Annotated in this window: 24 protein-coding genes; 2 read left to right on the forward strand and 22 right to left on the reverse strand. The window is 57.7% G+C overall.

The annotated features are described in order from the left end of the window. Positions 1–110: 110 nt before the first annotated feature. From V9K67_RS01760 to V9K67_RS01855, 20 genes are all read right to left on the reverse strand, one after another. The gene (locus V9K67_RS01760) at positions 111–1721 is read right to left on the reverse strand and encodes a flavin monoamine oxidase family protein (protein WP_336719635.1); all 1611 of its coding nucleotides are present in this window, start codon (positions 1719–1721) and stop codon (positions 111–113) included. Positions 1722–1755: 34 nt separating this feature from the next. Continuing rightward, on the reverse strand, positions 1756–3285 hold the full coding sequence (locus tag V9K67_RS01765) for a polyamine aminopropyltransferase (protein ID WP_336719637.1): 1530 nt from the start codon (positions 3283–3285) through the stop codon (positions 1756–1758). Positions 3286–3294: 9 nt separating this feature from the next. After that, complete coding sequence (locus V9K67_RS01770) at positions 3295–3498, reverse strand: DUF350 domain-containing protein (protein ID WP_336719639.1); 204 nt, start codon at positions 3496–3498, stop codon at positions 3295–3297. Between the two features lie 119 nt (positions 3499–3617). Further along, a complete protein-coding gene (locus V9K67_RS01775) occupies positions 3618–3791 on the reverse strand; it encodes a hypothetical protein (RefSeq protein ID WP_336719640.1) in 174 nt (57 codons plus the stop codon). Beyond that, positions 3781–5685, reverse strand: a complete 1905-nt coding sequence (locus V9K67_RS01780; protein ID WP_336719641.1) for a DUF4178 domain-containing protein — start codon at positions 5683–5685, stop codon at positions 3781–3783. The genes V9K67_RS01775 and V9K67_RS01780 overlap by 11 nt, the downstream gene beginning before the upstream one ends. After that, entirely contained in the window at positions 5682–6035 is a 354-nt protein-coding gene (locus tag V9K67_RS01785) for an S-adenosylmethionine decarboxylase family protein (protein WP_336719642.1), read from the reverse strand. The genes V9K67_RS01780 and V9K67_RS01785 overlap by 4 nt, the downstream gene beginning before the upstream one ends. Positions 6036–6580: 545 nt before the next feature. Beyond that, positions 6581–7438, reverse strand: a complete 858-nt coding sequence (locus V9K67_RS01790; protein ID WP_336719643.1) for a CorA family divalent cation transporter — start codon at positions 7436–7438, stop codon at positions 6581–6583. A 99-nt stretch (positions 7439–7537) separates the two neighbouring features. Then, positions 7538–8686 (reverse strand): alpha/beta fold hydrolase, encoded by a 1149-nt coding sequence (locus V9K67_RS01795; RefSeq protein WP_336719644.1) that lies wholly within the window; start codon positions 8684–8686, stop codon positions 7538–7540. Between the two features lie 88 nt (positions 8687–8774). Then, the gene (locus V9K67_RS01800) at positions 8775–9164 is read right to left on the reverse strand and encodes an SPW repeat domain-containing protein (RefSeq protein ID WP_336719645.1); all 390 of its coding nucleotides are present in this window, start codon (positions 9162–9164) and stop codon (positions 8775–8777) included. Between the two features lie 227 nt (positions 9165–9391). Continuing rightward, positions 9392–9529 (reverse strand): hypothetical protein, encoded by a 138-nt coding sequence (locus V9K67_RS01805; protein ID WP_336719647.1) that lies wholly within the window; start codon positions 9527–9529, stop codon positions 9392–9394. 1 nt (position 9530) lies between these two features. After that, positions 9531–10685 carry a TIGR03118 family protein gene (locus V9K67_RS01810; RefSeq protein WP_336719649.1) on the reverse strand — a complete coding sequence of 385 codons (1155 nt, stop codon included), beginning with the start codon at positions 10683–10685 and terminating at the stop codon, positions 9531–9533. A 269-nt stretch (positions 10686–10954) separates the two neighbouring features. Next, complete coding sequence (locus V9K67_RS01815; RefSeq protein ID WP_336719651.1) at positions 10955–11575, reverse strand: hypothetical protein; 621 nt, start codon at positions 11573–11575, stop codon at positions 10955–10957. Beyond that, positions 11563–12882, reverse strand: coding sequence for an adenosylmethionine--8-amino-7-oxononanoate transaminase (bioA, locus tag V9K67_RS01820; protein WP_336719652.1), 1320 nt, complete (start codon positions 12880–12882; stop codon positions 11563–11565). Before bioA ends, V9K67_RS01815 begins: the two co-directional genes overlap by 13 nt. Continuing rightward, positions 12860–13510 (reverse strand): dethiobiotin synthase, encoded by a 651-nt coding sequence (bioD, locus tag V9K67_RS01825; RefSeq protein WP_336719653.1) that lies wholly within the window; start codon positions 13508–13510, stop codon positions 12860–12862. Before bioD ends, bioA begins: the two co-directional genes overlap by 23 nt. Next, entirely contained in the window at positions 13507–14628 is a 1122-nt protein-coding gene (locus V9K67_RS01830; RefSeq protein WP_336719654.1) for an aminotransferase class I/II-fold pyridoxal phosphate-dependent enzyme, read from the reverse strand. Before V9K67_RS01830 ends, bioD begins: the two co-directional genes overlap by 4 nt. A gap of 127 nt (positions 14629–14755) precedes the next feature. Beyond that, positions 14756–15739 (reverse strand): biotin synthase BioB, encoded by a 984-nt coding sequence (bioB, locus tag V9K67_RS01835; RefSeq protein WP_336719655.1) that lies wholly within the window; start codon positions 15737–15739, stop codon positions 14756–14758. Positions 15740–15884: 145 nt separating this feature from the next. After that, on the reverse strand, positions 15885–16856 hold the full coding sequence (locus tag V9K67_RS01840; RefSeq protein WP_336719656.1) for a deoxyhypusine synthase family protein: 972 nt from the start codon (positions 16854–16856) through the stop codon (positions 15885–15887). A gap of 55 nt (positions 16857–16911) precedes the next feature. Then, a complete protein-coding gene (locus V9K67_RS01845; protein ID WP_336719658.1) occupies positions 16912–17811 on the reverse strand; it encodes an ABC transporter ATP-binding protein in 900 nt (299 codons plus the stop codon). Between the two features lie 58 nt (positions 17812–17869). Further along, entirely contained in the window at positions 17870–18670 is an 801-nt protein-coding gene (locus V9K67_RS01850) for an ABC transporter permease (RefSeq protein ID WP_336719659.1), read from the reverse strand. Between the two features lie 68 nt (positions 18671–18738). Continuing rightward, positions 18739–19836, reverse strand: a complete 1098-nt coding sequence (locus V9K67_RS01855; RefSeq protein WP_336719660.1) for a putative urea ABC transporter substrate-binding protein — start codon at positions 19834–19836, stop codon at positions 18739–18741. A gap of 666 nt (positions 19837–20502) precedes the next feature. Here V9K67_RS01855 and V9K67_RS01860 point away from each other — a divergent pair. After that, positions 20503–21744: a transporter substrate-binding protein gene (locus tag V9K67_RS01860; protein WP_336719662.1), complete on the forward strand. Its 1242-nt coding sequence runs from the start codon at positions 20503–20505 to the stop codon at positions 21742–21744. A 151-nt stretch (positions 21745–21895) separates the two neighbouring features. Continuing rightward, entirely contained in the window at positions 21896–22612 is a 717-nt protein-coding gene (locus V9K67_RS01865) for a hypothetical protein (protein WP_336719664.1), read from the forward strand. A gap of 45 nt (positions 22613–22657) precedes the next feature. Here the strand turns inward: V9K67_RS01865 and V9K67_RS01870 are convergent, their stop codons facing one another. Both V9K67_RS01870 and V9K67_RS01875 read right to left on the reverse strand, forming a co-directional pair. After that, positions 22658–23311 carry a response regulator transcription factor gene (locus V9K67_RS01870; protein WP_336719666.1) on the reverse strand — a complete coding sequence of 218 codons (654 nt, stop codon included), beginning with the start codon at positions 23309–23311 and terminating at the stop codon, positions 22658–22660. Further along, positions 23311–25137 carry a sensor histidine kinase gene (locus V9K67_RS01875; protein ID WP_336719668.1) on the reverse strand — a complete coding sequence of 609 codons (1827 nt, stop codon included), beginning with the start codon at positions 25135–25137 and terminating at the stop codon, positions 23311–23313. The genes V9K67_RS01870 and V9K67_RS01875 overlap by 1 nt, the downstream gene beginning before the upstream one ends. Positions 25138–25177 lie beyond the last annotated feature (40 nt).

The raw sequence follows: 25177 nt of genomic DNA on the forward strand, positions 1-25177 counted from the left end.
GTTTTCATATGTTTTGCATTGAGTGGGCATCGCGGGGGCGATAAAACCGGAAGTAGAAATTTTGGGTAATCTTTTCTACCTGTGGAACAAAAGAAGAAAAGATCATTTTCCTATTTCCGTTGGATCCTTTTTAGGACGCTATCCGCGGCCCCCAGTCCCTGGTAAAAGGCTTCCTCGAAAAGGCTGACGCCGGCCAGGTCGGTATGGGCGAAGTGCAGGCGGTCGTCGAACAGGGAGGCGGAGAGTTCCGCCCGGGCTCCGCCCCAGATGCTGCCCGGAAGCGGCTGCGCCATGGCGTGACCCCAGAGCATGACGTGGACCTCCTTCGTCGCCTTCCGGAGGTTGGGATGAACCTTTTGGAGGTCGTCGAAAATAAGTTCCACCCATTCGGAATGGGTGCGGGCCAGCGCCGCCCTTCGTTCCTCGGCCGGTGAGCCGGCGGTCAGCGGCAGGTAATAGGTCAGGTTGCGATGGGTGCCCCCCTGCTGCACCTGGTTGTGGGTGGCATCGACATAGCCGAGCGAAGGGCTGTCGTACAACACGTTGTCCCAGGAGGCGGGGGCGCCGGAGCGCTCCTCCAGTTCCGACACGGCCAGGTTGGCCACCATCCAGGGGGCATAAGACAGGCGGCGCTTTACTTTTTCGATCCGCTCCCTTTCGCCCAGCAGGCGAGCGGCCACAAATTGCGGAACGGCGGCAATGCAATGGCCGGCATCGACCGCCCACAGCCGGCCGGAAAGGGTATCCAGGAAGGTAATGCGGATGGCGTCCTCCTTCGGTTCCACCCTTACGGCAAGTGCCTGCCGCTGCAGGCGGCCTTCCAGTCCCTTTTGCAGGCGGGTAGCCAGCCAGCCGTTCCCTTCCGGCCAGGTAAGGACGTCGCTGGGGCCGGCATTGGCGCCCCGCCCCTTGCGGGCGGCAAAATAATGGATGCCCGCCCAGGCGCTGACCTGGTGGAGGGGCGTGCCGAAATCGTCCCGGGTGCAGTAGTTGATATGCCCGTGCAAATAAGGGCTGGTAAAGCCGTTGTGCTGCAGCCATTGTTGCATGGTCAGGCGGTCCAGGCGGGTAAAGGCCTCGTCGGTGCTGGAATGGTTCACGGGCAGGGCAAAGGCGTCTTTGCCGTCCGAACCTTTGCGGTGCCGGAAGTCGTCCATCAGGCGGAAGAAGCGGTCGATCTGCGCCTTTTCTTCCGGCGGCACGCCGAAATGGGGCACGAGGGAATCCTGCCACTGGCCGTTGAGGTACAGCCGCTCCTGCGGGTCGAAACACAGGTAGTATTCGTTGTAAACGGGCAGGCCCTGTTCGTTGCGGCCGGTGATGACGCCGCTTTCTTCCAAAAACTGCAGGTATTCGTGCAGGTCGTTGTTGGGGGTGGGCACGTAGTGGGCGCCCCAGGGGTAAGCCGAAATGCGGTTGGCGCCCTGGGCCGCATTGCCGCCCAGGACCGACTCCAGGTCGAGCACCATAAAATCCTCAAGGCCGCTTTGGTGCAGGCGCCGTGCCGCCGACAGGCCGCTGATGCCGCCGCCTATAATCACCACTTCTTTTTGAAAAATCTCGGAAGGAGGGCCGAATGACCGGTCGCGCAGCTGGTGGCCGGCAGCGGCCGAAGCCCCGATGATTTTTCCCGGTAGGGGGGAAAGGGCGGCGCAGCCGGGGGCCATGCTGGTGATACCCGCCGCGGCGGCGGCCGTTTGCAAAAAAGTTCTTCTATCCACAAAAAATCCGAATTAAGCGCACGTAAGATAAGCATCAGGAGCCTTCCAGGTAGCGGCCCCACTCCTCCTCGAAATAATGCACCAGCACCTGGTTATTGAGCTTATTGGGCTCCAGCGGATCCCGGGTTTTCATGTCCTCGGGAAAAGTCAGCATCTGCTGCAGCGTCAGCCGGTTCAAGAACTTGAGTCCGGGCGGGAAATGGGCAAACCAGGTATGTTCTTTTTGCGGCATGGCCATGATATAGCCCCACTCGCCAAAGGAAGGCACGTAGTTGTGATAGGCCACCGTGTTCAGTCCTGAGGCCTGAACGGTCTTGTCGATGCACCAGAAGCTTTTGGGCGCCACGTAGGGCGAGGTGCTTTGGATCACCGCGATGCCGTCGGGGGCTATGGCCTCCTTAAGCAGGCGGTAAAAGGTGGTGCTGTACAACTTGCCGATCGAAAAGCTCGAAGGGTCGGGAAAGTCCACGATCACCGCATCGAACTGCCTTCGGTTTTGCCGCAGCCACTGGAAGGCGTCCTCGTTTAGGATCGCTACGCGCCTGTCGAGGAGGGCATTGCTGTTGATACGCCGCAGCACTTCCTGGCTGCGGAACAGCCGCGTCATCTCGGGGTCGAGGTCCACCAGCGTCACCTGCTGCACCGAAGGGTAGCGCAGGATCTCCCGTACGGCCAGCCCGTCGCCGCCGCCCAGCACCAGCACCCGGCGGGGCTGGCGCAGCGAGGACAGCGCCGGGTGCACCAGCGCCTCGTGGTAGCGGTATTCGTCCGCCGTGCTGAATTGCAGGTTGCCGTTGAGGAACAACCGCAGCTCGCGGCGGTTGCGGGTGAGCACGATCCGCTGGTAGGGCGAGGAAACGGCATAAATGATCTTGTCGCTGTAGGTGGCCGTTTCGCTCCAGGTCATGATGCTTTCGGAATAGGCGAAGGCCCCTCCTTCGATGGCAATCAGCGCAAGGGCCGACAGCTTCAGGGTTTTGATTCCTTTCAGCTCCGGGGCAAAACGGTGCGCCAGGTACCAGCCCACGGCAATGTTCAGGATGCCGAAGAACAGCGAGGTGCGCATCAGTCCCAGGTGGGGTACCAGCAGCAAGGGGAACACCAGCGATGCCAGCAGGGCACCGATATAATCGAAGGTAAATACCCGGCTGACCAGTTCCTTGAACTCCACCTTGTCCTGCAGGATGCGCATCAGCAGGGGGATCTCCAGTCCCACCAGGATGCCGGTGAGGCAGACCAGGGCGTACAGGAGGATGCGGAAGGAGGCGGCCAGCGGGAAGGCCACGAACAGCAGGGGCGCGCTGAAGCCGCCCACCAGCCCGATCAGCAACTCGATGCGGATGAACCACCGCAGCAGGTCGTGCTGGAAATACCGCGACAGGAAGGAGCCCACGCCCATGGAAAACAGGTACACCCCGATGATGGTGCTGAACTGGGTGACGCTGTCGCCCAGCAGGTACGAGGCCAGGGTGCCGGCCACGAGTTCGTAAATAAGGCCGCAGGTGGCAATGATGAATACGGCCACCAGCAGCAGCCACTGGGCGCTGTTGTCTTTTGGTTTCATGCAAACAGGTTAATGAATGGCGGAAGCCACGATAATGGCAATGGCCAGCATGAAAAAGCCGGCCAGCACGGCCACGGCCAGGTTTTGTTTTTCCAAAATTTCCTTGCGCAGGTTGTGCCGGGGCGTCAGCACTTCCACCAGCACAAAGGCAACGACCAGGATGGCAATGCCCAGGAACGAATACAGGATCGAGGCAGTAACGGGGTGAGGCATGGGATGAATTTGAAATGAAAAAATTTGAAACGGGGTATTGGTTCATTAGGATATTAGGAATCCAGAGGAAGCCTCCGTATAGCACGACCCAATGAACCAATGAACCAATGAACTGATTCCTACTTGTGAAAGCCCTGTCCGCTGGCATTCCACTGCTGCTGGCTGCCAAAGGATAAAATGCGCCAGCCGGTATTGTCGGCATAAGCGACGGTGCCGATGATGGCCAGGGAAATCAGGATGAACCAGCGAAACGGATAAAGCGGCGAGCCGCGGTCGAAAAAATTAATCTTCATACGTATAAGGTGTAAAAGGGCTGTCGTACCAACGGTCCCTTTCTTTTTTAAGGATCCAGAAATACCTGATCACCGGCCAGATCAGCAGGGCCAGCAGGCCAAACAGCAGGTTGCGGTGGTTGGGCACGTCGTAGGTGGCCGAAACCGTGAACTCGGATACCTTGCCCGGTTCGCGGGTGGCCTGGAGTTGCAGGATATAGGTGCCTGCCGGCAGCAGGGTGATATAGGCCCGCTCCCGCTGCCGCCCCTCCGACCAGTGTTCGCCCTCATCGAAGCCCTCGTAATATTCTACGCCCTGTTCCAGGCTGTATTCCGCACCCGTCTGGACGTTGGTCAGGGTGGCCTCCAGTTCCAGCCAGGAGTTGTATACGGGGGCGGAAAGGTCGATCTGCACATTGCTCCGGTACTTATCCAGCCGGTAGCGGCCGGCCACCAGGGAATGGGAGGTTTGCCAGTCGTTGGGGAACGTATAGGTATTTTGCGTCAATAGCCGTTCTTCCCGGGTGGTGGCGGCCAGCACGTGCACTGCTACCAGGCAGGCAATCGCCAATAAGGTGGCGCTCACGAGCTTTGCCGGGTTGATATAGCCCGTTGGCTGCAGGGCGCCCACGCCCCATTGCGGCGGAAGGCGGAAGGGAAACGAAAAATGCTGTTCCATTTCCGCGGCAAATACATATTCACCCAGGTACCAGGAGATGTTGCCCTTCTGATCCTTTTCCTGTACCCACATTTCCGGAGGGGAAATAAATTCCAGTACCTGGGTTTTGCCCGGCTCGAGCACGTTGTAGGGGAATTCGCCCAGCACTTCCACCGCTTTGTAATGGTAGGCATTGTACAACCGGAAGGGTTCGTTTTGATAGGTCATCGTCATGGCCCGGTGGAAGGGGCGGGCGGGTGCCTCATTCCTTTCCCGGGCATAGATCCAGTGCCCCTGGTATTCGTTCAAGAAGGCATAACCCTCCTGGGGATGGAACAGGGTGTATTCCTTCCACCGGCCCGCATACTGGTTTAGTTCTTCCTTGAGGCTGAAGCCCACCACTTCGTAAGTGATGCCCCCGATGGAGCCGAAAGATCCCAGGGTAATGTCCGAATTCGGGCGGCTGGCGTTTTTGAAGTATTGGGCTTTGGGCTCCCCTTTGGCAAAATAATAGGCGGTGCCGCAGTGGAAACAGGTGCAGCAAAGGCAATACGGATAAGTTTTGGCATGAACCGGGCTGCGGCAGTGGGTGCAGGCAAATGTTTTGCCGGGATTCGCATACGTGCGGATATCGGTTAGCCGTAGGTCGGTGAAGCGGGTAGGGGTAAGGTTGAAGGCCATGATGCCGGTTTGGGGAAACTCGCCCAGGGCCAGGCGTCCGCCGCTGCGTTCGGCAAAGGTCAGCAACCGGAAGCCGGCAGCGGCCCCGGGCAGGTAGGCCTCTCCTTCCAGCTCCCATTTGTATACGGAGGAAATGCGTTCCAGGAAATGTGTTTTCCCGGTAAAGAATTCTGTTTCCTGGCCAGGTTGGGCATAAAGGAGGTTTGCGTTGGAGGGGGTATGCTGGAGGTGGGTAAGCTGCAGCAGGGCGTATAGTCCGTAGCCTTCCTGCAGCAGGGCCAGCTCGCCGCCGTCGAATACCAGGGTCCAGTAGTTCAGGACGTCGGTTTCCGACCAGGCCCGGATGCGGCCCAGCACGCGGAAGTGCCGGCCCTTCCAGGAACCGCTGCTCCCGGGCTGGAGGGTGTCGAAGGGCTCCGGAAGAATGTATACGGCTTTGCTTTCCAGTTCGCCTCCGGGTTTCCGGTGAATGACCGTGCCGCAGGTGCAGGGCAGCAGGGTGGTGCCGGGATGGGCAAAGGAAACGGGCCGGGAGCAGCCGGGGCATTGCTGGAGGGAGCAGGTGTCCGGGATCATCGGCGGATGAATTGCTCGTTTACAACGGAGGCACCAAAAAACTGTTGGAAGGCCTGGTACAGGCGGTGCACCTTGCCGTCGTTGTTTTGCAGAAAGTTGCTCAGGTATATATCCATGTTGATCCGGCCGTGTTCGGGCCAGGTGTGTACCGAAAGGTGGCTTTCCGAGAGGCAGATCACGGCGGTGAAGCCGGCGGGGGTAAAGTTGTGGTACACGTCGCCCAGCTTTTGCAGCCGGTGTTCGCTGATCTGCTCGTTTATCCATGGGCGTAAGGCATCGTACTGTTCCAGCAAATGCGTTTGTTCGGTCTGAAGCGTGGCGATGAGGTGAATGCCCGGCTGATAGCTCATAACAGGTGTGGTATTCGGTCAAGGGAAACCGGTAGTTCTTCTGCCGGCAGCGGCGAAGACTCCGGCCGGGAAATTACAGATTCCTGCCCTTACCTGCAACTTCTCTCCCGCCCCTTTTCCGCCCTAAGGGTTCTTCCTGTTGAAAGGATACCTTTTTAAAATATAAAAAAATATAATGTGTTTAAATAGATGCAGATTTGCACTTTACCCTATTTAATTTTGATATTTTTTTGAAATTAAAAATAAAAATATTTGGTAGCATCACTTTTGTTTGTATCTTAGTTCCAGAGTTGAACGAACAGTGAGTTTCCTCATTTTTTATGATCAAAAAAATGGTTTCACTTCCACACCGACAAATATTCACCTCTTTCATATGGCAAGCAATCGTTAATCGCCTTCTGTTTCTACAGAGGGCTTTTTAATTTCCGAAGATCTTTCTTTTGCCTTTTCTTCCCCACAGAGTATACTCGTTTATTGGCGAGTGCTTTCCATAGCCCCACCCGTTTCCGGGCGGGGTTTTTTTATAGCACTGGCGCTCCCGGGCGTTACAGCCAGCGTTTGCGCTTCATCCAGAAATAAAGGGTAAGCGTGGTGGCCACCATCAGCAGGAGTGCCAGCGGGTAACCGGAATGGTGTTCCAGCTCGGGCATGAACTTGAAATTCATCCCGTAGATCCCGGAAATAAAGGTCAGGGGCATGAAGAAGACCGAAAATATGGTCAGCACCTTCATGACGTCATTGGTGCGCTGGGCGGTAAAGGAAAGGTAGAGGTTCATCAGGTTGTTCACGTCCTCGTAAACCTGGGTGTACAGGGTTTGAATTTTGAGGTGCTCGTCCAGTACGTCCTGCAGGGCAATATCGTCCTTTTCGACCGCATTGACATGGTTGATGGGTTCGGCCATCAGGGTGATGACCTTGTGCGATACGGAGGCCTGCCGCTTGATGTAATACAGCGATTCCAGCTGGTCGACGGTGGTTTTGCGCACCATGATATTGTTCTCGTGAAAGTCGATCTGCTCGGACAGGCGCTGGGCCGGATCGTCATAGGAGTTCAGGGTATACCACAATATTTTGGTCACCACCTGCGCCGGCGTGGTGCAGGTGTCGGTGGCCACGAACTTGCGCTGGATGGTTTCCAGGAAGGCCACCTTCGGCTTATGGATCGTAATGATAAAATTCCCGTTATAAAAAATGGCAATTTTGTTGCTCACGTCCTGGATGGTGACGACCCGCTTATGAAAATCGTGGGCAAAGAAGCGTACGATCAGGAAATGTACCTCGTTGATCTCGTCGTATTTCGGGAGGTGGTCCGGCTCCATGCAGTCCATGATGGTAAACTGGTCCAGGTTATAGGCTTTCCCGATTTCCGCCATTTCCTGCATGGTAGGGTCCGTTACATCCACCCATTTGCTTTCTCGGCAAATCGAAAACTCTTTTATGGGCATACCTTCCTGGGGCATCAAAAACTGTACTAACCCCAGCAGGACCCCTGTTCCCCACTGCTACCGGGCCCTGCCGAGGGGAACGGTTTCCAGGGAACCGATAAACCGGGCGGCGGCTTCATTTACTTCGCGGTGCCGCTCCACCAGCGCCTGGTGGCCTCCGGGCTGCACATACACCAGTTGCGCCTGGGGCAGGTGTTGGGCCAGGTATTCGCTGGCCACGGGTTTGGTCAGGCGGTCCTTGTCGGCAGCGATCACCAGCACCGGCAGTTGGATCCGGGGAAGCTCCCCGGTGACGTCGTAGCGGAACATGCCCAGCACACCGCGGGCCGTTACCGCCGGGGGAGCCAGGGTGGAGAGCAGCGTCACGAAATCCAGCTGTTTGGGGCTTTGGGTGCCGGTAAAGGTCAGCAACCGCGTGAACAGGTGGGAATTCCCGTTCAGGTAGCTCATCCATCGGCTGATCCAGACCAGCGGCGACAGGGCGATCAGCAAATAACAGATCGGCACCAGCACCGGCTTTTGAATCGCCATCATCAGTTTCGCGAACAGGATGGTTTTTACCGGGTTGGTAAAGGTGGTATGCTCCAGGATCAATCCCTTGGGCGGATACGTCAGGGATTGGGCGTGTTTGGCCAGCAGCGTCAGCAGCGTCATGCCGCCGATACTGTGCCCCCAGAGAACCGCATTTTTCGCCCCCGTGAATTCGATGACGGCATTGATGTCCTGGGCCATTTTAGAAAGGGAAAAATCCTTGTTCTTCGGCCGGGTGGATTTGCCCAGTCCCGGGAGGTCGACCAGGATCAGCCGGTATTCCTTTTCAAAATATTGGCGCTGGTAAAACCAGCCCGACTGGTTGGAGTTCCAGCCATGGACCAGGATCAGGGGTTGTGCATCGGCAGGTCCGTAGTATTCGATGTTGATCACCGTTCCGTCGGGCCGCTCCAGGCGGTCCTTCCGGTCGCTTTCAAATAAATGGGGTTCTTTTTCTCCCGGGCGCTTTTTCGACAGCAGGCGCAGGATAAGGGGCCTGCCCATCAGGGCCATATAGGCCAGCAGGGCGATAGCGCCATAAAGACACCGGTCGGCATAGTCGTCTGCGGCGGTATTCCGGTATTCATGCCATTCTCGCCACAGGTGAATGTCCAGGAACAAAAAGGCGATGGAGAGCAGGTCGGCGAACAATAAGGCAAGGACCAACAAAGCCATAGGTATGGTTTTAAATGAAGGGGATGTGGTGGTGCAAAACATAGCCTGACGCAGGGCCAGGCTATGATCGTTTCAGAAATGTGTCACCTTAGTGACCGGTAAGGGTATGGTGCCGGTGCACTTCTCGTTCATGAACGGGATGGGTTTTCGTTACCAGGGCTACGCCCATTTCCAGCAGCCCGAAAATGAGGTGCGGACCGTAAATGTCCTCGGCAAATCCGAACAGCCAGGGCGAAACCGCCAGCAACAGGCCGCTTACCAGGTCGAGCCCCAGGTGCGTCCGCATGGACAGCGACTTGCGGACACCCAACTCGTAATCGGTCATCAGGCTGTACAGAATAGCACCGGCACCCAGGATAACAGGTACCCATGTTTCTGCGCCATTGTTGGCGAAATTAAAGATCCAGGGCGCTGCTATCAGGAGCGCACCTACGATGTAATCCAAATAACCATGAACGCTTGTTGATAAGAATCGCATAACGCACAAATTTGGTTCATGCTCCATTTTTCGAAAAACATGCCAAACCCGCTCTGGTGGCTGAGGCCGGTGGGATAATAGACAATTGACAATGGGCAATAGTCAATGGGCAATTCCATAAGGAAAAAGGCTGTTGGCACCAGGCAAACCAGACAGCCTAATAATGCAGTCAGCTTTACTCAAGGGTTTTATCAATTGCCCCTTGTCTATTGTCTATTGCTTTTTTCCTACAGATCGGGGTCGCCTTTGTGGAAGGCGCGATGGAGGTTCAGGACCGCTTCCTTTTGTTCACCGGTCTTTTCCAGCCGCAGGAAGCGGTCCGTTATTTTGTCGATGTGCAAAAGCTCCTGCAGGACCTCTCCCACCTTAATCTTTGGCGATATACCCGAACAGGCCTTCTGTCTCGTCGTCGGGACCGGCGGCAAAATACAGGCGGTTGCGGTCAATGGAGATGGCTGAGGCCGGGGGGAACATCAGCGCCCACAGCCCTTCGATCTCGATGACCTTTTCTTTGGTTTTCAATTGGCCTAAATAATCGCCGACCAGGCTGTAGGCATTGATCCGGCCGTCGCCGAAGTTGCCCACCAGGATAGCCGGTTGCCGGTAGCGGTGGTGGCCGCCGTCTTTTTCTTCCACAAACAGCCCGTTATCTCCTGTGTCCGCAAAAAAGCTGGCGGAGGCTTTTGCCAGTCCCCAGGGCGCATTGAGGTGGCCGCGGGCGGCAAAAGGCCCTACAAACTGGCCGCTGGTGGTGTATACGGCCACATAGCCTTTGCCTTCTTCCTTGACGGCCCTGCCGTCCTCGCCTACCTTGGCATAGGTGACGAACAACTTGCCTCCAATGTTCTGGATGTTAAAGGGAGCGTAACCCTCCGGCAGGCCATGGTCGTAGAAGTACATGCTGACCGAGTCGAATTTCGCGTCCCATACATTGATCTTGCCGGCGCGGAAATTGGCGGCATACAGGTAATGGCGGCCCGCCCATTGCCCGATGGCCAGGCCGGTATAGGCCGCGGTGGCCGAATTATTCTTAATGGCCAGGGCCATGTTGCCGGCGGCACCGTTCCAGCCCGACAAAATGCCGTCCGCCCCCGCAAAAATAAAGGCCGCCCGGGCACCGTTGCTCAGCATAAAATCGTTGGGGCCCGCATTGTTCAGGACAATACCCGTCGGCATACCGCCCGTGGCGCCTGCGGGGGAAGGAATGGCCACCGGGGGACGCAGCGTCATGCCCTCCGCGTTATAGACCGTACTGACGTGACCGCCCGTGGAGGTGACCCAGGCCACGCCACTGGGGTTAAAGGCAATGCCCCAGGCATTCTTCAAGGCCGTGTCGGTGTAGGTGGCCGGGTATTCGGCATCGCTGGTAACGAGGTTCACCTGCTTGAACTCTTTGAGCGACTTCAGGTCGAAATGCTTCCGGCAGCCCGTGAAGCAGCACAGCAGGAAGAGCAGGAAGGTAAGGGGGAAACCTGCCCGGGCAGCGGGCAGGCCTCCGTTGTTGGGGGAACTTTTTTTCATACAAAGCATATTTGGGATGAACAAATCAGCTTCTCAGCTCGCTTTCAAAGGGCTGAACCACCGGGGTGTATGAAATGTGGTAAGGAACAACAGTGAAGGCTACAAACAAGCTCCCGTGCTTAAAGAACTACGACTATAAAAGAGGCCGCTATTTATATGCCAAAATCATTATATATAATAGGCTGAGAGCGCCTGCCGGAGGGGTAAAAAAACGCCTTTTCGCCGCCCGGAAAGGGGCGAAAAGGCGTTGGAAGGGAGTCTCCATGGAATCAGGCAACCACGGGCAGCGCCTGCAGCACCTTTTGGAGCTCGTCGACCCAGGCCTGGTGGAGCCTGCTTTCCAGGGCCACCACCTCGCGACACATCTCCTGCCAGTGCGGCGTGAAGGCCTTCAGCTGGTTTTCCATTTCCTCCAAATGGTTCTTTTCTTCCGCAATGATGTTCATCACGCTGACCGGGCTGTTGCGGCTTCGCAGCACCTCCTGATAAACCGGGTACAACTCGTCGGCCCGTACCTCGATGGCATAGGTCACCAGCAGGTACGCAATGTATTTGAGCTGTTCGTGGCGGTACGCGAAGGTGCGCTTCAGGTAGCGGCACACGTCAATGTCCAGCTGGTTCAGGTAGGCATAGCTCGAACCCGGAGCCAGCAGGTATTGCTGCTCGTAGGTGGGACAAACACCCCGGGCGATTTTTCGGATCTGCCGCTTGAGGTAGTAGGCATGACGGGCTTCTTCGGAAGCGTGCTTCAGGATGACCTCGCTGACGAAGATGGGGTGCTCGCATTTCTTGATCTTCCGGGCGCCCACGTTCTCCATCAGGGAAAGCGTATTGAGCCAGCGGGCATGTATAGCGGGTTGGTCGACGATCTGTTGAATCAGTTGCTGCATATCGGTGTGGGTTGGGGAACGTAATATTTTTTAGCAAAAAAGGCCACCGCCTCTTCGATCAGGCCGTAAACCCGGTCGATCTCCTCTTCGCGGATGCAGTAGGGCGGCATGAAATAAAGGATGTTGCCCAGGGGGCGCAGGAGCACCCCCCGTTCCAGGAACCAGGGATAAAGCTCGTGGCGCAGGGAATGGAAATAGGAAGTGCCGTCGCCGGTTTCGAACTCCAGCGCCAGGATGGTGCCGGTGGCCCTCGCTTCTTTGACAAAGGGCTCCTGCCCTATTTTCGCGGCAAAAGCCTGGTGGCGGTTGGTGAGCAGGGCCATCTGCGCCTGGGTGAAGGGGTCCTTCAGCAGCTCCATGCTGGCCAGGCCGGCGGCGCAGGCAATGGGGTTGGCCGTATACGAGTGGCCGTGAAACAGCGCCCGGGCCTGCTCGTCGGAATAAAAGGCTGCAAAAATTTCTTCGGTACAAACGGTGACGGACAGGGGCAGAAAGCCGCCGGTGATGCCCTTGGACAGGCAAATGATGTCGGGGGTATGCTGCAGGTATTCGCAGGCGAAGTTTTTACCGGTACGGCCGAAGCCGGTCATCACCTCGTCGGCGATGCAGAGCACGCCGGTTTCCTTCGCCACGGTCAGCAGGGCGTCGAGGTTGCGGGCCCCGTACATCCGCATGCCGGCAGCGCCCAGCACCAGCGGCTCGAAAATAAAGGCGGCCACCTCCCCTTCCGCGGCCCACTGGCGGAACAGGCGCAGGCATTCGTCGATATTTTCCTCCGTGGGCAGGGGCAGGCGCTTCACCTCGAACAGCAGGTCGTGGAAAGCGGCGGTAAACACGCTGCGGGCGCCCACGGCCATGGCGCCAAAGGTATCGCCGTGGTAGGCGTCCTCGAGGGCGATGATCTTTTTGCGGTGGTGCACGCCCCGGTTGTGCCAGTATTGTACGGCCATTTTCAGGGCCACCTCCACGGCGGTGGAGCCGTCGTCGGAATAAAATACCTTGGAAAAGGCGCCCGGCAGCAGCCCGATCAGCTCTTCGGCCAGCAGCACCGCCGGCTCGTGGGTGAAGCCGGCAAACAGCACATGGTCCAGCCGGGCGCACTGCTGCGCGATCTTTTCGCAAATGCGGGGATGGCCGTGCCCGTGGATGTTGACCCACCAGGACGAGATGCCATCGAGGTATTCGCGGCCGTCGGTGCCGTACAGGTACACGCCCTGGGCCCGCTGGATGGGCAGGGGTTCCACGGCGCCCTTCATCTGCGTAAAGGGGTGCCAGATGTATTGCTTATCTTTTTCGGCTATGTTCATCCAATTGTTGTTTGAGCCCGTCTTGTATGGTGTGGGCAAACGCGGAAATCACTTCCGGCGTCAGCCTGTCCAGGCGGGGAATGGAAAACAATAAGGGCAGGCCGGAGGCCATTAAAATGTATTCGCGGGTAGGGGGCACTTCCTCGCCGCTGAAGACGATCCCCACGATATCGGCGCCGGCTCCGCGGAGGGCGGCGAGGGTGAGCAGGGTATGGTTGATGCTGCCCAGGTAGTTGTCGGCCACCAGCACTACCGGCAGGCCCAGGTGCCGCACCAGGTCGAGGTTCAGGAGCTTGCGGCTCAGGGGTGTCATCACGCCCCCGGCGGTTTCCACCAGCAGGGCGTTGTCCGTCCGGGGCAGGGCCAGGGCCAGGGCGTCGAGGGTGATCTCCCGCCCTTCCTCCTCCGCCGCCCAGTGAGGCGAGGCCGCCCGCTGCAGGCGGAACCCTTCGGGGTGGATGCGGGTTTGGGCATTGGCCACGTGGCGGCGCACGAAAATGCTGTCCGAAGCTTCGAGGTCGCCTGCCTGTACGGGCTTCCAGTAATCGTATTGGAGGGCCTCGGCCATCACGGCCGAGCAGACGGTCTTGCCCGTCCCCGTATGGATGCCGGCGATGAGTAGGTTCATGAAAAATAGTTTTTTGCGGCGGTGAGCAAATGGTCAACCTGGGCGGCGGTGTTGAAAGCATGCAGGCAGATGCGCACCCGTTCGGTGCCCCCGGCCACGGTGGGCGACAGGATGGCTTTTACAAAAAAGCCTTCCGCGCGCAGGTGGGCCGCAAAGGCCGCGGCCGCTTCGTTGCCCGGCACCAGGATGGCCTGGATGGGCGACGGGTTGGCCAGCACCCGAATGCCCAGCGGCTCGAGGGCCGTTGCGACCTTTTGAAATTGGCTGATCCGCGCAAAAAGCCGGTCGACGCCGGCGGCGGGCAGGCGGTCGTAGGCCTGGCGGATGTGGGCGTACAAGGAGGGCGGCGGCGCCGTGGTGTAAATGAAGGAGCGGGCATGGTTCACCAGAAAGCTGCGCAGCAGTGAACTGCCCAACACGGCCGCTCCGTGCAGTCCCATCGCTTTGCCGAACGTATGGATGCGGGCCCACACCTGCCCTTCCAGGCCGTATTGATGGACCAGTCCCCTGCCCCCCTGCCCGTACAGGCCGGTGGCATGGGCTTCGTCCACCACCAGGGCGGCCGCGAAGGTTTGGCAAAGGGCGGCCATCTCCACTAATGGCGCCCGGTCTCCGTCCATCGAATAGAGCGACTCCACCACCACAAACACCCGGCCCGTTGCTGCCTGCAGCCTGCGCTCCAGGTCGGCGGTATCGTTGTGGGCGAACTTGTGGCGTTTGGCGCCGCTCAGCCGCATGCCGTCGATAATGCTGGCATGGATCTGTTCGTCGTACACGAAGGTGGCGTGGCGGTCGGCGATGCAGGAGAACAATCCCACATTGGCCATATAGCCGGTATTGAAAATAAGGGCCGCTTCGGCGCCGTGGTAAGCCGCCAAGAAGCGTTCCGTTTCTTCCGCTGTGGCGGAATTGCCCGATACCAGCCGCGAGCCGGTAGCGCCGGCCCAACCGGTTTCGCCGGGCGCCGCCTCATAGCGCTCCTGCGCCAGCCCCAGGTAGTCGTTGGAGCAGAAGTCCACCAACCCTTCGTGGCAGGCAAGCCGCCGCAACAATCCGGTCTCCCGGCGTGCGTCCAGCGCCTCCTGCAGGAACGCATCGTGCTGTGCGAAATGACTCAAGCTTTTTTCGATTTACAAGGATAAAAATGGAGTAACAGGCCAGGAAAGGGTTCAGAAACCTGGTAACATCTTTTCAGTTATCAACGGCTTTCCAGGGTTCCGAACCCTTCTGGCTTCGACCCGTTCTTTATTCCGAACAGCCACAGGTATTGCGCTCTTTGAACGGCTCGCGGGCTTTCAGTCCCAGCAGGTCGAACATTTGTTTGTCTTCGTCGATGGAAGGGTTGGGTGTGGTGAGGAGCTTCTCGCCCACGAAGATGGAGTTGGCGCCGGCCATGAAGCAGAGGGCTTGTTCGGCCAGGCTCATTTCGGTCCGTCCCGCCGACAGGCGCACGACGCTCTTCGGCATGACGATGCGGGCGGTGGCGATCATGCGGAGCATTTCGTCTATCTGTACCCGTTTGTTTTCCGCCAGGGGCGTTCCCTTTACCGGCACCAGCGCGTTGATGGGCACGGAGTCGGGGTGCACAGGCAGGGTGGACAGGGTATGGAGCATTTTGATGCGGTCCTCGTCGGTCTCGCCCAGGCCGATGATGCCGCCGCTGCACACGGTCAGTTCGGCCTTGCGGACGTTGTCGAGGGTGCGCAGGCGGTCGTCGTAGGTGCGGGTGGTGATGATCTTGTCGTAGTAGTCACCGGAGGTGTCCACATTGTGGTTGTAAGCAAAGCAGCCGGCCTCTTTCAGGCGCTGGGCCTGTTCGTAGGTCAGCATGCCCAGCGTGCAGCAGACCTCCACGCCCATGTCGTTCACGGCGGACACCATTTCCAGCACGCGGTCGAAGTCGCGGTTGTTGCGCACCTCGCGCCAGGAAGCGCCCATGCAGATGCGGGAGGCGCCGTTGGCCTTGGCCCGTTCGGCCATGGTCAGCAGCTGTTCCATGGGCATCAGCGCATGCACGTCCACGCCGGTGCTGTAGCGGGCGGCCTGCGGGCAATAGGCGCAGTCCTCCGGGCAGCCGCCGGTTTTAATGGAAATAAGGCTGCTTACCTGCACCTCGCTGTAGGCGTTGTTTTCCCGGTGCACCCGGGCGGCTTCAAACACCAGGTCCAGCAGGGGCTGGTAATAAATTGCTGAAATTTCTTCCAGTGTCCAGTTGGTTCGTACGATCATGACAAAAACAATTAAAGGAGGCAAATGTATCCTTTTCGGGATACAAAGAATAGAGCGTGTTTTTTTCTCCTGCGTAGAGGGTTGATAGCTAAATCTTTCATTTGGCAGGAAGGGAATAAATGGCAGGGATGCCGGTCCGGAACGGTTATTTATCCAGCACAATGGCGAAGATCAGCGGGGCCACGATGGTGGCGTCGGACTCGATGACGAAGCGCGGTGTGTTTTTGTCCAGCTTACCCCAGGTGATCTTTTCGTTGGGGATGCAGCCCGAAAAGGAGCCATAGCTGGTGGTGGAGTCGGAGATCTGGCAGAAATAACCCCAGAGCGGAACGCCGGTGCGCTGCAGGTCCTGGTGCAGCATCGGCACCACGCAGATGGGAAAATCACCGGCAATGCCGCCGCCCACCTGGAAGAAGCCGATGGGATGCTCTTCGGTAGCGGTGGCGGTGTAATACTCCGCCAGCTCCATCATGTACTCGATGCCGGTCCGCACCGTATGCACTTTTTGGATGGTGCCGCTGATGACGTGGCTGGTGTACATGTTGCCCAGGGTGCAGTCCTCCCAGCCGGGAACAAAGAGGGGCAGGTTCCGTTTGGCGGCTTCCAGCAGCCAGCTGTTTTTCGGATCGATCTGGTAAAATTCCTCCAGCTCGCCGGACAGCAAAATTTTGTACAGGAATTCGTGGGGAAAGAAGCGCTTGTTTTCCCGGTCGGCCTTTACCCAGTATTTCAGCACCACCTTTTCGATGCGGCGCATGGCCTCGGTTTCGGGGATGCAGGTGTCGGTCACCCGGTTCATGTGGCGCAGCAGCAGGTCTTCTTCGTCCTGGGGCGTCAGGTCGCGGTAGTGGGGAATGCGTTCGTAGTAATTATGGGCCACGAGGTTGAACACGTCCTCTTCCAGGTTGGCGCCGGTGCAGCAGATGGCGTGCACCTTGTTCTCGCGGATCATTTCGGCCAGGCTGATGCCCAGTTCGGCGGTGGACATGGCGCCCGCAAGGGTGAGGAGCATTTTATTTCCGCCCTCCACGTGTTGCTTGTACGCTTCGGCGGCATCGATGAGGGAGGCGGCATTGAAATGCTTGAAATTCTGTTTCAGGAAGTGAGCGATCTTCATTTGTTGAAGGGGTTAATGAGGTAGGTGAAGGAATAATAAAAGGCGGAACGCCTGCTTATACGGCCTGGCGGCAGGCGTCGCGGTGCGAGAGTTCGAACTGGTGGGGCTGCAGGATGCTTTTGGCGTCGAGCCCTTTCTTTTTCAGGGATTTTACCAGCTCCTGGAAGGCATCGGATTCCTTGAGGGAGAGCGGGCGGGGATGTTCCCAGGGTACGGCAATGTCCTTGACGATGCGGGCACCCCGGGCGCCGGAATAATAGTGCGACAGCACGATCACCCGGGTGCCGAGGTAGACTGCTTCGTCCAGGTCGTGGGTCACGAACAGGATGGTCTGCCCCGAGGCTTTCCACTGCTCGATCAGGAACTGGTGCATCTCTTCCCGGGTGGCGATATCCAGGGCGCCGAAGGGTTCGTCCATCAGCAGCACCTTGGGCTTCATGATCATGGCCTGGGCGATGGCCACCCGTTGGCGCATGCCGCCCGAAAGCTGGTAGGGATACTTCTGCCCGTGGGCCGCCAGGCCTACCCTTTCCAGGTATTCTTCGGTGAGCTTTTTATAGTCGCCGATCCGGGAGGAATGGAACACCTTGTGAAAGAGGTTTTGCAGCAGCGAAAAGTTTTCCATTTCCAGTCCCAGCATTACGTTTTCCTTTACCGTCAGGTTGTCAAAAAGGGAATAGCGCTGGAACACGATGCCGCGGCTGCGGTCGGGCTTTTCAATTTCCTTCCGGTCCATCAGGACCGAACCGCTCTGGGGTTTTTCGGAACCCAGGAGCATGCGCAGCAGGGTGGACTTGCCGCAGCCCGTGGGGCCCACCACCGTTACAAATTCCCCTTCCCGGATGCGCAGGTTGATGTTGTCGAGAATGGGAACGGGGCGGTTTTTATTGTCGCGGTATTTCTGGCTGGCGGCATGCACTTCTAACACGAAGGGAGGTGTGGGCGGGGGGTTCATGGGATTTCATTTTTTTGGGGTGAGGAAGCGGTGGGCGGAGGTTAGGACGGAGCGCAAATTATTTGTTGATCCAGGAGAACGATCGTTTGATCCACAGGCGCAGGAGGGCGTCGACCACAAAGGCCAGCAGGGCGATCCAGACCACGTAAGGGATGATGACGTCCATGGCCAGGTAGCGGCGCACCACGAAGATGCGGTAGCCCAGGCCTTCGGTGGCGGCCAGCGCCTCGCCGGCGATCAGGAAGAGGATGACGGATTTGAAGTTCAGGCGAATGGTGTCCAGGGCATAGGGAAAGATCTGGGGCAATACGATCTTGTAAATGATCTGGGCGGTGCTGGCCTTCAGGGTCATGGCCTTGATCAGTTGTTCGCGGGGAAATGCTTTTACCCGCAGGTAGATGTCCAGAATCACCGTGGGCAGGACACCGATGACGATGAGCGCAATTTTGGACAGCTCTCCCAGCCCGAAAAAGATGAACAGGATGGGCAGGAGGGCCAGGGCGGGGATCTTGTCCAGGAACAGGACGAAGGAATAGAGCAGTTTGTCCAGGACCGGGAAGAGGCCCATGTACACGCCGGCCAGGATGCCGGCAAAGACAAAGAGCATGCTGATGAGTACCCTGCGGCCGCTGGCGGCGGTATCCACCAGCAGGCGGTAGTCGCCGTTGGCGTCGGCCTCCAGGGCGGAGCGCCTAAAGCCGTCGGCCAGCTGCGAAAAGTTGGGTGCCAGCTTGTCGCCGGGGTTCAGGGCGTGGCGGTCCAGTGAAAATTGCTGGTACAGCAGTACCAGGGCCACGAAGAGCGCCAGGGAAAGGGTCCAGCGGAGCCAGGAAGGCAGGTTGGTGTGGATCGAGAACATACAATCGATTTAAGGTAAAGGAGAAAGGTGAAGGGCGGCCGTTGGATCGATGCGGTTATGCATGGGCGTTAGAGCGCGGTTTTGGCGGCCATTTCCATGTAGGTGGGGTCGAAGGTCAGCTGAACATTCTGGGCGTCGCCCTGCACCTGTCCGCCGGGGTAGGCAATGCCCAGTTCGTCATACGAAGTGGCTTTTTCGCCCAGCAGGCCGTGGTTGAAGCAGAACTTCCGGACGTAGTCCATGCTTTTCATGATCTCTTTGCTTTTTACATAATTCAGGGCGCTGTTGGGCGTATAAAAAAGGGCGGTGGTTTTCAGTTGCTCTTTGTATACCTCCAGCGGGCAGCCGGCCGATTCGGCCATCACGGTCAGGGCTTTGTCGGCGGCGGCATCTTCTTTTTTCATCACCGCCATCACTTCGTACCAGGCGCCGGTGAGGGCTTTGGCAAAGGCGGTGTTGGCCTGCAGCACCTTGCTGTTGACCACCAGCAGGTCCAGCACTTCGCCGGGGATGGAGGCGGAAGAAAACAGGCTTTTGATGCCCGGCTGGCGTTTGATGTCCAGCACCATGGGGTTCCAGGTCACCACGGCCTTTTGGTCGTTGTTGGCCATAAAGGCGGGGGCGATGTCGCTGTCGCTGGTGTTGAGGATGGTGACGTCCGATTCCTTCAGGCCGCTTTTCTCCAGCGCCCGTGAAAGCAGGTAGTGGGAAACGCTGTATTGCACCAGGCTCACCTGCTTGCCGGCCAGGTCCGCGAGGGAGAGGTTGTCGCGTACCAGCAGGGCGTCGTTGCCGTTGGAAAAGTCGCCCAGCACCACGGCCGTGCTGGCTACGCCGGCGGCGGCGGGCATGTCGAGGGCTTCGATGTTGGTCATCACGCAGGCGTCGGCCTGGCCCGACACATAGGCTTCGATGGAGGGCACGTAATCCATTTTCACCAGTTTTATGTGGAGGCCGTATTTGTCGGCCCATTTTTTCAAAATACCCGAGCGGTCGGCATAGTCCCAGGGCTGCCAGCCGGCGTAGATGGACCAGGCCATGGTAAATTCTTTTTTGGCGCCTGCGCCTGCCGGCTCGCCGGTTTTGGAGGAGGGGCGGTTGCCGCCGCAGCCGGCGGTCAGGGCCGCCAGGAACAGGAAGAGGAAAAGTTGGGGGACAAATTTCATAAAATGGGTTTTAAATAGTTTTAATGTTTCGGGTTCGGGGATGTTTCGGTAAGGGCACGGCCGGGAACAGCAGGCCGGCGGGAGCAGTAAATAAAAAGCTAATGTTTTGGTTTCCGGACCGGAAGCCGCGTTGGCTTCTTCACTTAGGCAAATATGGGTAGAATTTTTTCAAATACCTAGGTATGTAAAAATATATTTGTTTTTCTAATTCAAGTAATGCCTTGCACTGCTTCCGGCTGCTGGCCTCATTAAATTAAGGCATATAGAAGCCCAATCCCCTTCCAGATCTATGATCGGAAGCAAAGTAATCAGAAAACATGAAATATATATATCATAACCTGCCGCCTTTATGTATAAAAAGCTTTATACAACAATTATTTTCCCCCCGTTTTTTGAAAAAATGTCTGGATAATTCCTTTATTTTTTAGAAAATCCTCTCTTATTTACCCATATTTAAGGATAAAATTTAACTTTTTGGCGCTTTATTCCCCCTTTTGTCAAAATATGGAAAAAATTTTGAACCGAGCCAAGGGCCATATGCTTTTTTGGGCTTAATATTGCTTAAGCATTTCGGGAAACCCTGGTTTCCGGGATCCGCCCGAGAAAACCTTCTTTTCCCGGTTTTGGCATACGGTACGGCTCCTCCCCATAATAAAACAAATCCCCATGACCCTTTTGCTCCCCTTGCTACGCTACCGGCCGGTGTTTCGGACACTGGTGCTGTTGCCCCTGCTGGGTTCATGCGGACTGTTTGATCCCGCTCCCCGCCCTTCTGTAAAAGACCGGGAAAAAGTGGGCATCGTCTGCTCGCTCAGCGGTGTGGACGCCGTATCGGAAGCTTCGCTGAAGGATGCTGCCCTGATGGCCATCGAACAGATCAACGACGATGGCGGGCTGCTGGGCAAAAAGATCGAACCGGTCTGGGAAGACGGCCAGTCGCAGGTGTCGGGCCATGTGAGCCGCACGGCGGAACTGCTGAAGGCGGCTCGTCCCACCGCCCTGTTCGGGCTGTGGGACGAACGGTCCGTCAAGGGGATCGCTCCCTTCCTGCGGATGTACCCCACACTGGCTTTTAATATGGAAGCCCCTGAAAACGATTACGGGCTGAAAAATATGGTGTTCCTGGGAGCGACAACGGGGCAGCAGGCGCTGCCGGCAGTGCGGTACCTGTTGGGCCGGAAGACCGGGGCCTTCAACCGTTTTTACCTGCTGGGTAACGATGAGCCTTATGCGCACCACATGATCCGGGCGATCCGCGAACAGCTCCTGCGCCAAAAGGTGCCGCCGCAGCACATCAAAGAGCGGTACCTGCCGGCAGAGGCAGCGGACTTTTCGCAGACGGTCACCGAGATCAAGCAGTTTTCCGCCGGAAGGGCCTGCGTGTTCAATATGCTCCGGGGCGAGTCGAACCTTTCCTTTTTCCGGGAATTTGCCGGCCAGGGCCTGTCGGCCGCTTACTGCCCGGTACTTTCCTTCACCGCCTCGGAAGAAGAATTCCGGCACCTCGATACCGAATTTTTTGCGGGCCACCTGGCCGCTAAAGGATATTTCCAGTCGTCCGAAGCCGACAAGAACATCCGCTTCGTCAGCGACTTTAAACTGTATTGCGCCATCAATGAGCTGCCCGGCGGCATCGACCGGGTCACCAATGACGGCATCTGCTGGATGTATACCGCCATCCAGCTGTGGCGGAAGGCTGTGGAAAAGGCCGGCACCTTTGACCCGGAAAAAGTAAGAGGGGCCCTGGCGGGTCTGGAGCTCGACTCCCCCGCCGGCGCGGTTCAGATGGGAGCCGATGGTTTGTCCCTCCGCAAAAAGGCCTTGATCGGCGAAAGCAATCCCGACGGGCAGTTCACCGTGGTCTGGCAATCCGATTCGTTGCTGTCCCCAGCCCCGGCGGGAAAATAATCCTGTTTTTCTCTAGTGCTCATAACCTGCGCATCCGTGTGTTCGGGCGGTTCGCCGCCGGCGCGTGCTGCAGCTCCCGATTGTCCTGCCCTTCCCCGGCCCCGCTCCCTGCGGGTGCTCCCTTATTGTCACCTGTTCAATCCCATAAAAAATGAAAAGAGTGCTCCTTCTTACCGTCCTTTCCGTGTTTTTTGCCGCCGGCAGCGTTACTGCACAAACCGCCGATTCGGCTGCCGCCCCCAAAGCCTTCAGCGCCGATGCCGGCCTGGATATTCTGAGCAACTATGTCTGGCGGGGTACTACCCTGGATAAGGGTCCCTGCATCCAGCCCTCGCTCTTCGCCGGATACCACCACCTCAAACTGGGCCTGCTGGGCTCCTATTCGCTCAAGCACGATTTCAACAACATCATCCTGAACCTGGGCTACACCTTTTCCACCCCGGTAGGCGACATCACGCCCCTGGTGAACGATTATTATTATCCGTATGAAAGCGTAAAATTCGACCAGTACAAGGGCGATTCCCTCAGCTTTTCGCACCTGACCGAAGCCGGCCTGCAATTCCAGGGAACAAAACTGCGGTTATTCGCTTCCGTGAACGTGCACAACGATCCCCGACGGTCCACCTATTTCGAGGCGGGGTATAAGTTCGATGCCAATGGCGTGGAGGTGGAACCCTTTGTGGGAGCGGTTTCCCGTAAAAGCCCCGAATGGATGGGCGCCGATAAGGCGGGGCTGCTGAACGTAGGTTTCAAAGCATCGAAAAAAATCCGGCTTTCCTCCACCTGGAGCCTGCCGCTCTACGCCGCGGCCTCCTATCACAGCCAGCAGCGCTCCTTCAACATGATGGCAGGTATCAGCATTTTTTAAAAACCTGTGGCCGGTCCCGCCCTCGTGGGGCCGGCCTACGTCCAATTACTGTTCGCTGTCCAGGTGTCCCAGCACTTCCTCCATGTTCCGGGCGGAAAATTTTGCAATGATGTTGTGGCGGTGGGCATCGATGGTGCGTACGCTGTTGCCCAGCAGGTCGGCGATCTCCTTGCTGTTCTTTCCCTGCCGCACCAGGCTGATGATCTCCCGCTCCTTCTTGGATAGATTTTCCCTGGCTGCCGCAGGGGCACTGCTTTCGGCCTGCAGCCTGCCGTGGGTGCGCAGGTATTGGATGACGCTGTGCGACACTTCGCCAATGTAGTAAAATTCATTCTTATGCACTTTCCGGATGGCGTCCAGGAAAATCTTGTTGCTGGTGTCTTTCAGCAAATACCCCATAGCGCCCAGCGCCAGGGCCTGCGTCACGTATTCGACGTTGTCATAAAGCGAAAAGATCAGGATGCGCAGGTTGGGATTTTTCGCCATCAGCAGCCGGGCGGCTTCCACGCCGTTCAGCCGCGGCATGCGGATGTCCATGATGATCACGTCGGGCCGGACGGCTTCCGCCTTCTGCACTACCTCTTCGCCATTAGCGGCCTCGCCCACCACTTCCATGTCGGGCTCCTGGGCGATCAGCGAGCGCAGGCCGTTGCGGAAAATTTCGTGGTCGTCGGCCAGAAAAACTTTGATTGTTTCCATTATAATGCAATTTCTAACTGAATAGTGGTTCCCGAATCTTTTCCGGAAGTGATTTTCAACTCGCCTCCTACCAGCGAGGCTCTTTCCTTCATGATGTGCAGCCCGTGGCTGCCGGCTCCTTCGCTGCGGTACAGCGTCGCTTCGTCAAAGTCAAACCCTTTTCCATAGTCCTCCACCTGCAAGATGAGTTTTTTGCTGTCGTTGAACAAATGCACCTCCACCACGTCGGTGCCCGAATGCTTGACGGCATTGTTCAGCGACTCCTGCAGGATGCGGAAAATAGTCAGTTCCACTTCCTTTTCCAAAATGGGCAGGTCGAGGTGTTCTTCCAGGGTGAAGACGATGCCGGAGCCTTCTTCCACGCGTTTGATCAACTCGCGGATGGCGGCCTTCAGGCCGAAGTCGTCCAGCACGCTGGGCAGCAGGTTGGCGATGATGCGGCGGGTTTCCATGATAATGGTCTGCAGCAGCTGGTGCACCTCGTTCATGTCCTTTTCGGAACCCGGGTGGCGGTGAATGAACATTTCCAGGCGCATGCGCAGGCTGGTGAGCATCTGGCCGATGCCGTCGTGGATCTCGGCGGCCACCCGCTTGCGCTCCCGCTCCTGGCCGGCCAGGATGGCGTGCGACTTCACTTTCTGTTCCATGCTTTTGATGCGCAGCTGTTCTTCCATCACCTGCTGCAGCTTTTGCTCCGTCTGCTTGCGCCGGGTAATATCGTTCGACACCACCAGGTACTGGTACAGCTTGCCTTTGTTGTCGATAATAGGCATCAGGGTCACGTCGAGCCAGAAGCCCGTGCCGTCGGAGGCATGGTCGAACACCTCGCCCTGCCACACCTCGCGGCGGCGCAGGGGATCGCGGATATGCTGGTAGATGATGCTTTCGCCTTCACCGAAGCTGTTGTAAAAAAGCGGTTTGTTCAGCAGCTCGCTCATGCTGTAGCGGGTAACGTGGCAGTACTTATCGTTGGCATACAGGATCGCCCCCTGGGCGTCCGTTTTGACCAGGTAGGTGGCTTTTTCCAGGGCAAAGGAGGTTTCCCGCAATTCTTTCAGCGAGGCTTCCAGCGATTCGTTGGCCTCCTGCAGCTCGCCCGCCAGGCCGCGGGCATTGGCTTCGGACTGGGCCAGGCCCAGCACCATCCGGCGGATCTTCTGCACCAGGGGCTGGAAAATAAAGACCGCCACCACCAGCAGCGCCAGCAGGATAAACGCCAGCATCCAGTATTCCATGGTTTTGAGCCGGTTGACGTTGTTCTGCGAAAAGCGGTCATAGTCAAACACGATCAGCTCCATGGTCATCAGGTAGGGCTTTTCGTTGTCGAGGATCTTTTGCACCTGCGCCTGCAGGCGCGCCTTATCGGGGGAGCGGCCCGGGCGCAACTCGTCGGCAATATGGCTGCAGGCGTCCGCGATGTTTTGATAGGGTTCTTCGATTGCCCCGTACATATGGCGCAGCTCTTCCTTGTCCGGTGCGGGCAGGTCCTGGAAGTCGCTGCCGTTGAGCAGGTTGTGGTGCAGCTTCTGCCACTGCTTAAAGGTGGTGATGAATTCTTTGCGGTAATCTTCCCCATCTGTTCCTTTTTCCAGCAGCAGGGCGGTCTTGGCCAGGGTCTGGCTGTAGGTGCGCAGGCGGGAAGCGTAATTGACCAGGTGGGCATCCGTATTGCGGCTGCTTAGGTAATTCAGGATCAGCGAAAAGCGCACGACCGACACCACGGCAATGGCCGCCAGTGCCACCACATAGACCAGGCGGAACTTATTGATGGCCTTGTGTTCTTCCGTCAGGTCCCTGAACGGTTTGATAAAGGGATTCTTCAACATACTACTTAGGCAAATGTAGGGCATAAGTGGCGAAGGCCCC

The organism is Huijunlia imazamoxiresistens, from assembly GCF_037132455.1.
Classification (GTDB): Bacteria; Bacteroidota; Bacteroidia; order Chitinophagales; family Chitinophagaceae; genus Flavisolibacter; species Flavisolibacter imazamoxiresistens.

Excerpts from the sequence above, each read along its gene's own strand:
- V9K67_RS01765 (WP_336719637.1), bottom strand. The coding sequence starts at position 3,285 with ATGAAACCAAAAGACAACAGCGCCCAGTGGCTGCTGCTGGTGGCCGTA.
- V9K67_RS01770 (WP_336719639.1), bottom strand. The coding sequence starts at position 3,498 with ATGCCTCACCCCGTTACTGCCTCGATCCTGTATTCGTTCCTGGGCATT.
- V9K67_RS01775 (WP_336719640.1), bottom strand. The coding sequence starts at position 3,791 with ATGAAGATTAATTTTTTCGACCGCGGCTCGCCGCTTTATCCGTTTCGC.
- V9K67_RS01780 (WP_336719641.1), bottom strand. The coding sequence starts at position 5,685 with ATGATCCCGGACACCTGCTCCCTCCAGCAATGCCCCGGCTGCTCCCGG.
- V9K67_RS01785 (WP_336719642.1), bottom strand. The coding sequence starts at position 6,035 with ATGAGCTATCAGCCGGGCATTCACCTCATCGCCACGCTTCAGACCGAA.
- V9K67_RS01795 (WP_336719644.1), bottom strand. The coding sequence starts at position 8,686 with ATGGCTTTGTTGGTCCTTGCCTTATTGTTCGCCGACCTGCTCTCCATC.
- V9K67_RS01800 (WP_336719645.1), bottom strand. The coding sequence starts at position 9,164 with ATGCGATTCTTATCAACAAGCGTTCATGGTTATTTGGATTACATCGTA.
- V9K67_RS01810 (WP_336719649.1), bottom strand. The coding sequence starts at position 10,685 with ATGAAAAAAAGTTCCCCCAACAACGGAGGCCTGCCCGCTGCCCGGGCA.
- V9K67_RS01815 (WP_336719651.1), bottom strand. The coding sequence starts at position 11,575 with ATGCAGCAACTGATTCAACAGATCGTCGACCAACCCGCTATACATGCC.
- bioA (WP_336719652.1), bottom strand. The coding sequence starts at position 12,882 with ATGAACATAGCCGAAAAAGATAAGCAATACATCTGGCACCCCTTTACG.
- bioD (WP_336719653.1), bottom strand. The coding sequence starts at position 13,510 with ATGAACCTACTCATCGCCGGCATCCATACGGGGACGGGCAAGACCGTC.
- bioB (WP_336719655.1), bottom strand. The coding sequence starts at position 15,739 with ATGATCGTACGAACCAACTGGACACTGGAAGAAATTTCAGCAATTTAT.
- V9K67_RS01840 (WP_336719656.1), bottom strand. The coding sequence starts at position 16,856 with ATGAAGATCGCTCACTTCCTGAAACAGAATTTCAAGCATTTCAATGCC.
- V9K67_RS01845 (WP_336719658.1), bottom strand. The coding sequence starts at position 17,811 with ATGAACCCCCCGCCCACACCTCCCTTCGTGTTAGAAGTGCATGCCGCC.
- V9K67_RS01850 (WP_336719659.1), bottom strand. The coding sequence starts at position 18,670 with ATGTTCTCGATCCACACCAACCTGCCTTCCTGGCTCCGCTGGACCCTT.
- V9K67_RS01855 (WP_336719660.1), bottom strand. The coding sequence starts at position 19,836 with ATGAAATTTGTCCCCCAACTTTTCCTCTTCCTGTTCCTGGCGGCCCTG.
- V9K67_RS01860 (WP_336719662.1), top strand. The coding sequence starts at position 20,503 with ATGACCCTTTTGCTCCCCTTGCTACGCTACCGGCCGGTGTTTCGGACA.
- V9K67_RS01865 (WP_336719664.1), top strand. The coding sequence starts at position 21,896 with ATGAAAAGAGTGCTCCTTCTTACCGTCCTTTCCGTGTTTTTTGCCGCC.
- V9K67_RS01870 (WP_336719666.1), bottom strand. The coding sequence starts at position 23,311 with ATGGAAACAATCAAAGTTTTTCTGGCCGACGACCACGAAATTTTCCGC.
- V9K67_RS01875 (WP_336719668.1), bottom strand. The coding sequence starts at position 25,137 with ATGTTGAAGAATCCCTTTATCAAACCGTTCAGGGACCTGACGGAAGAA.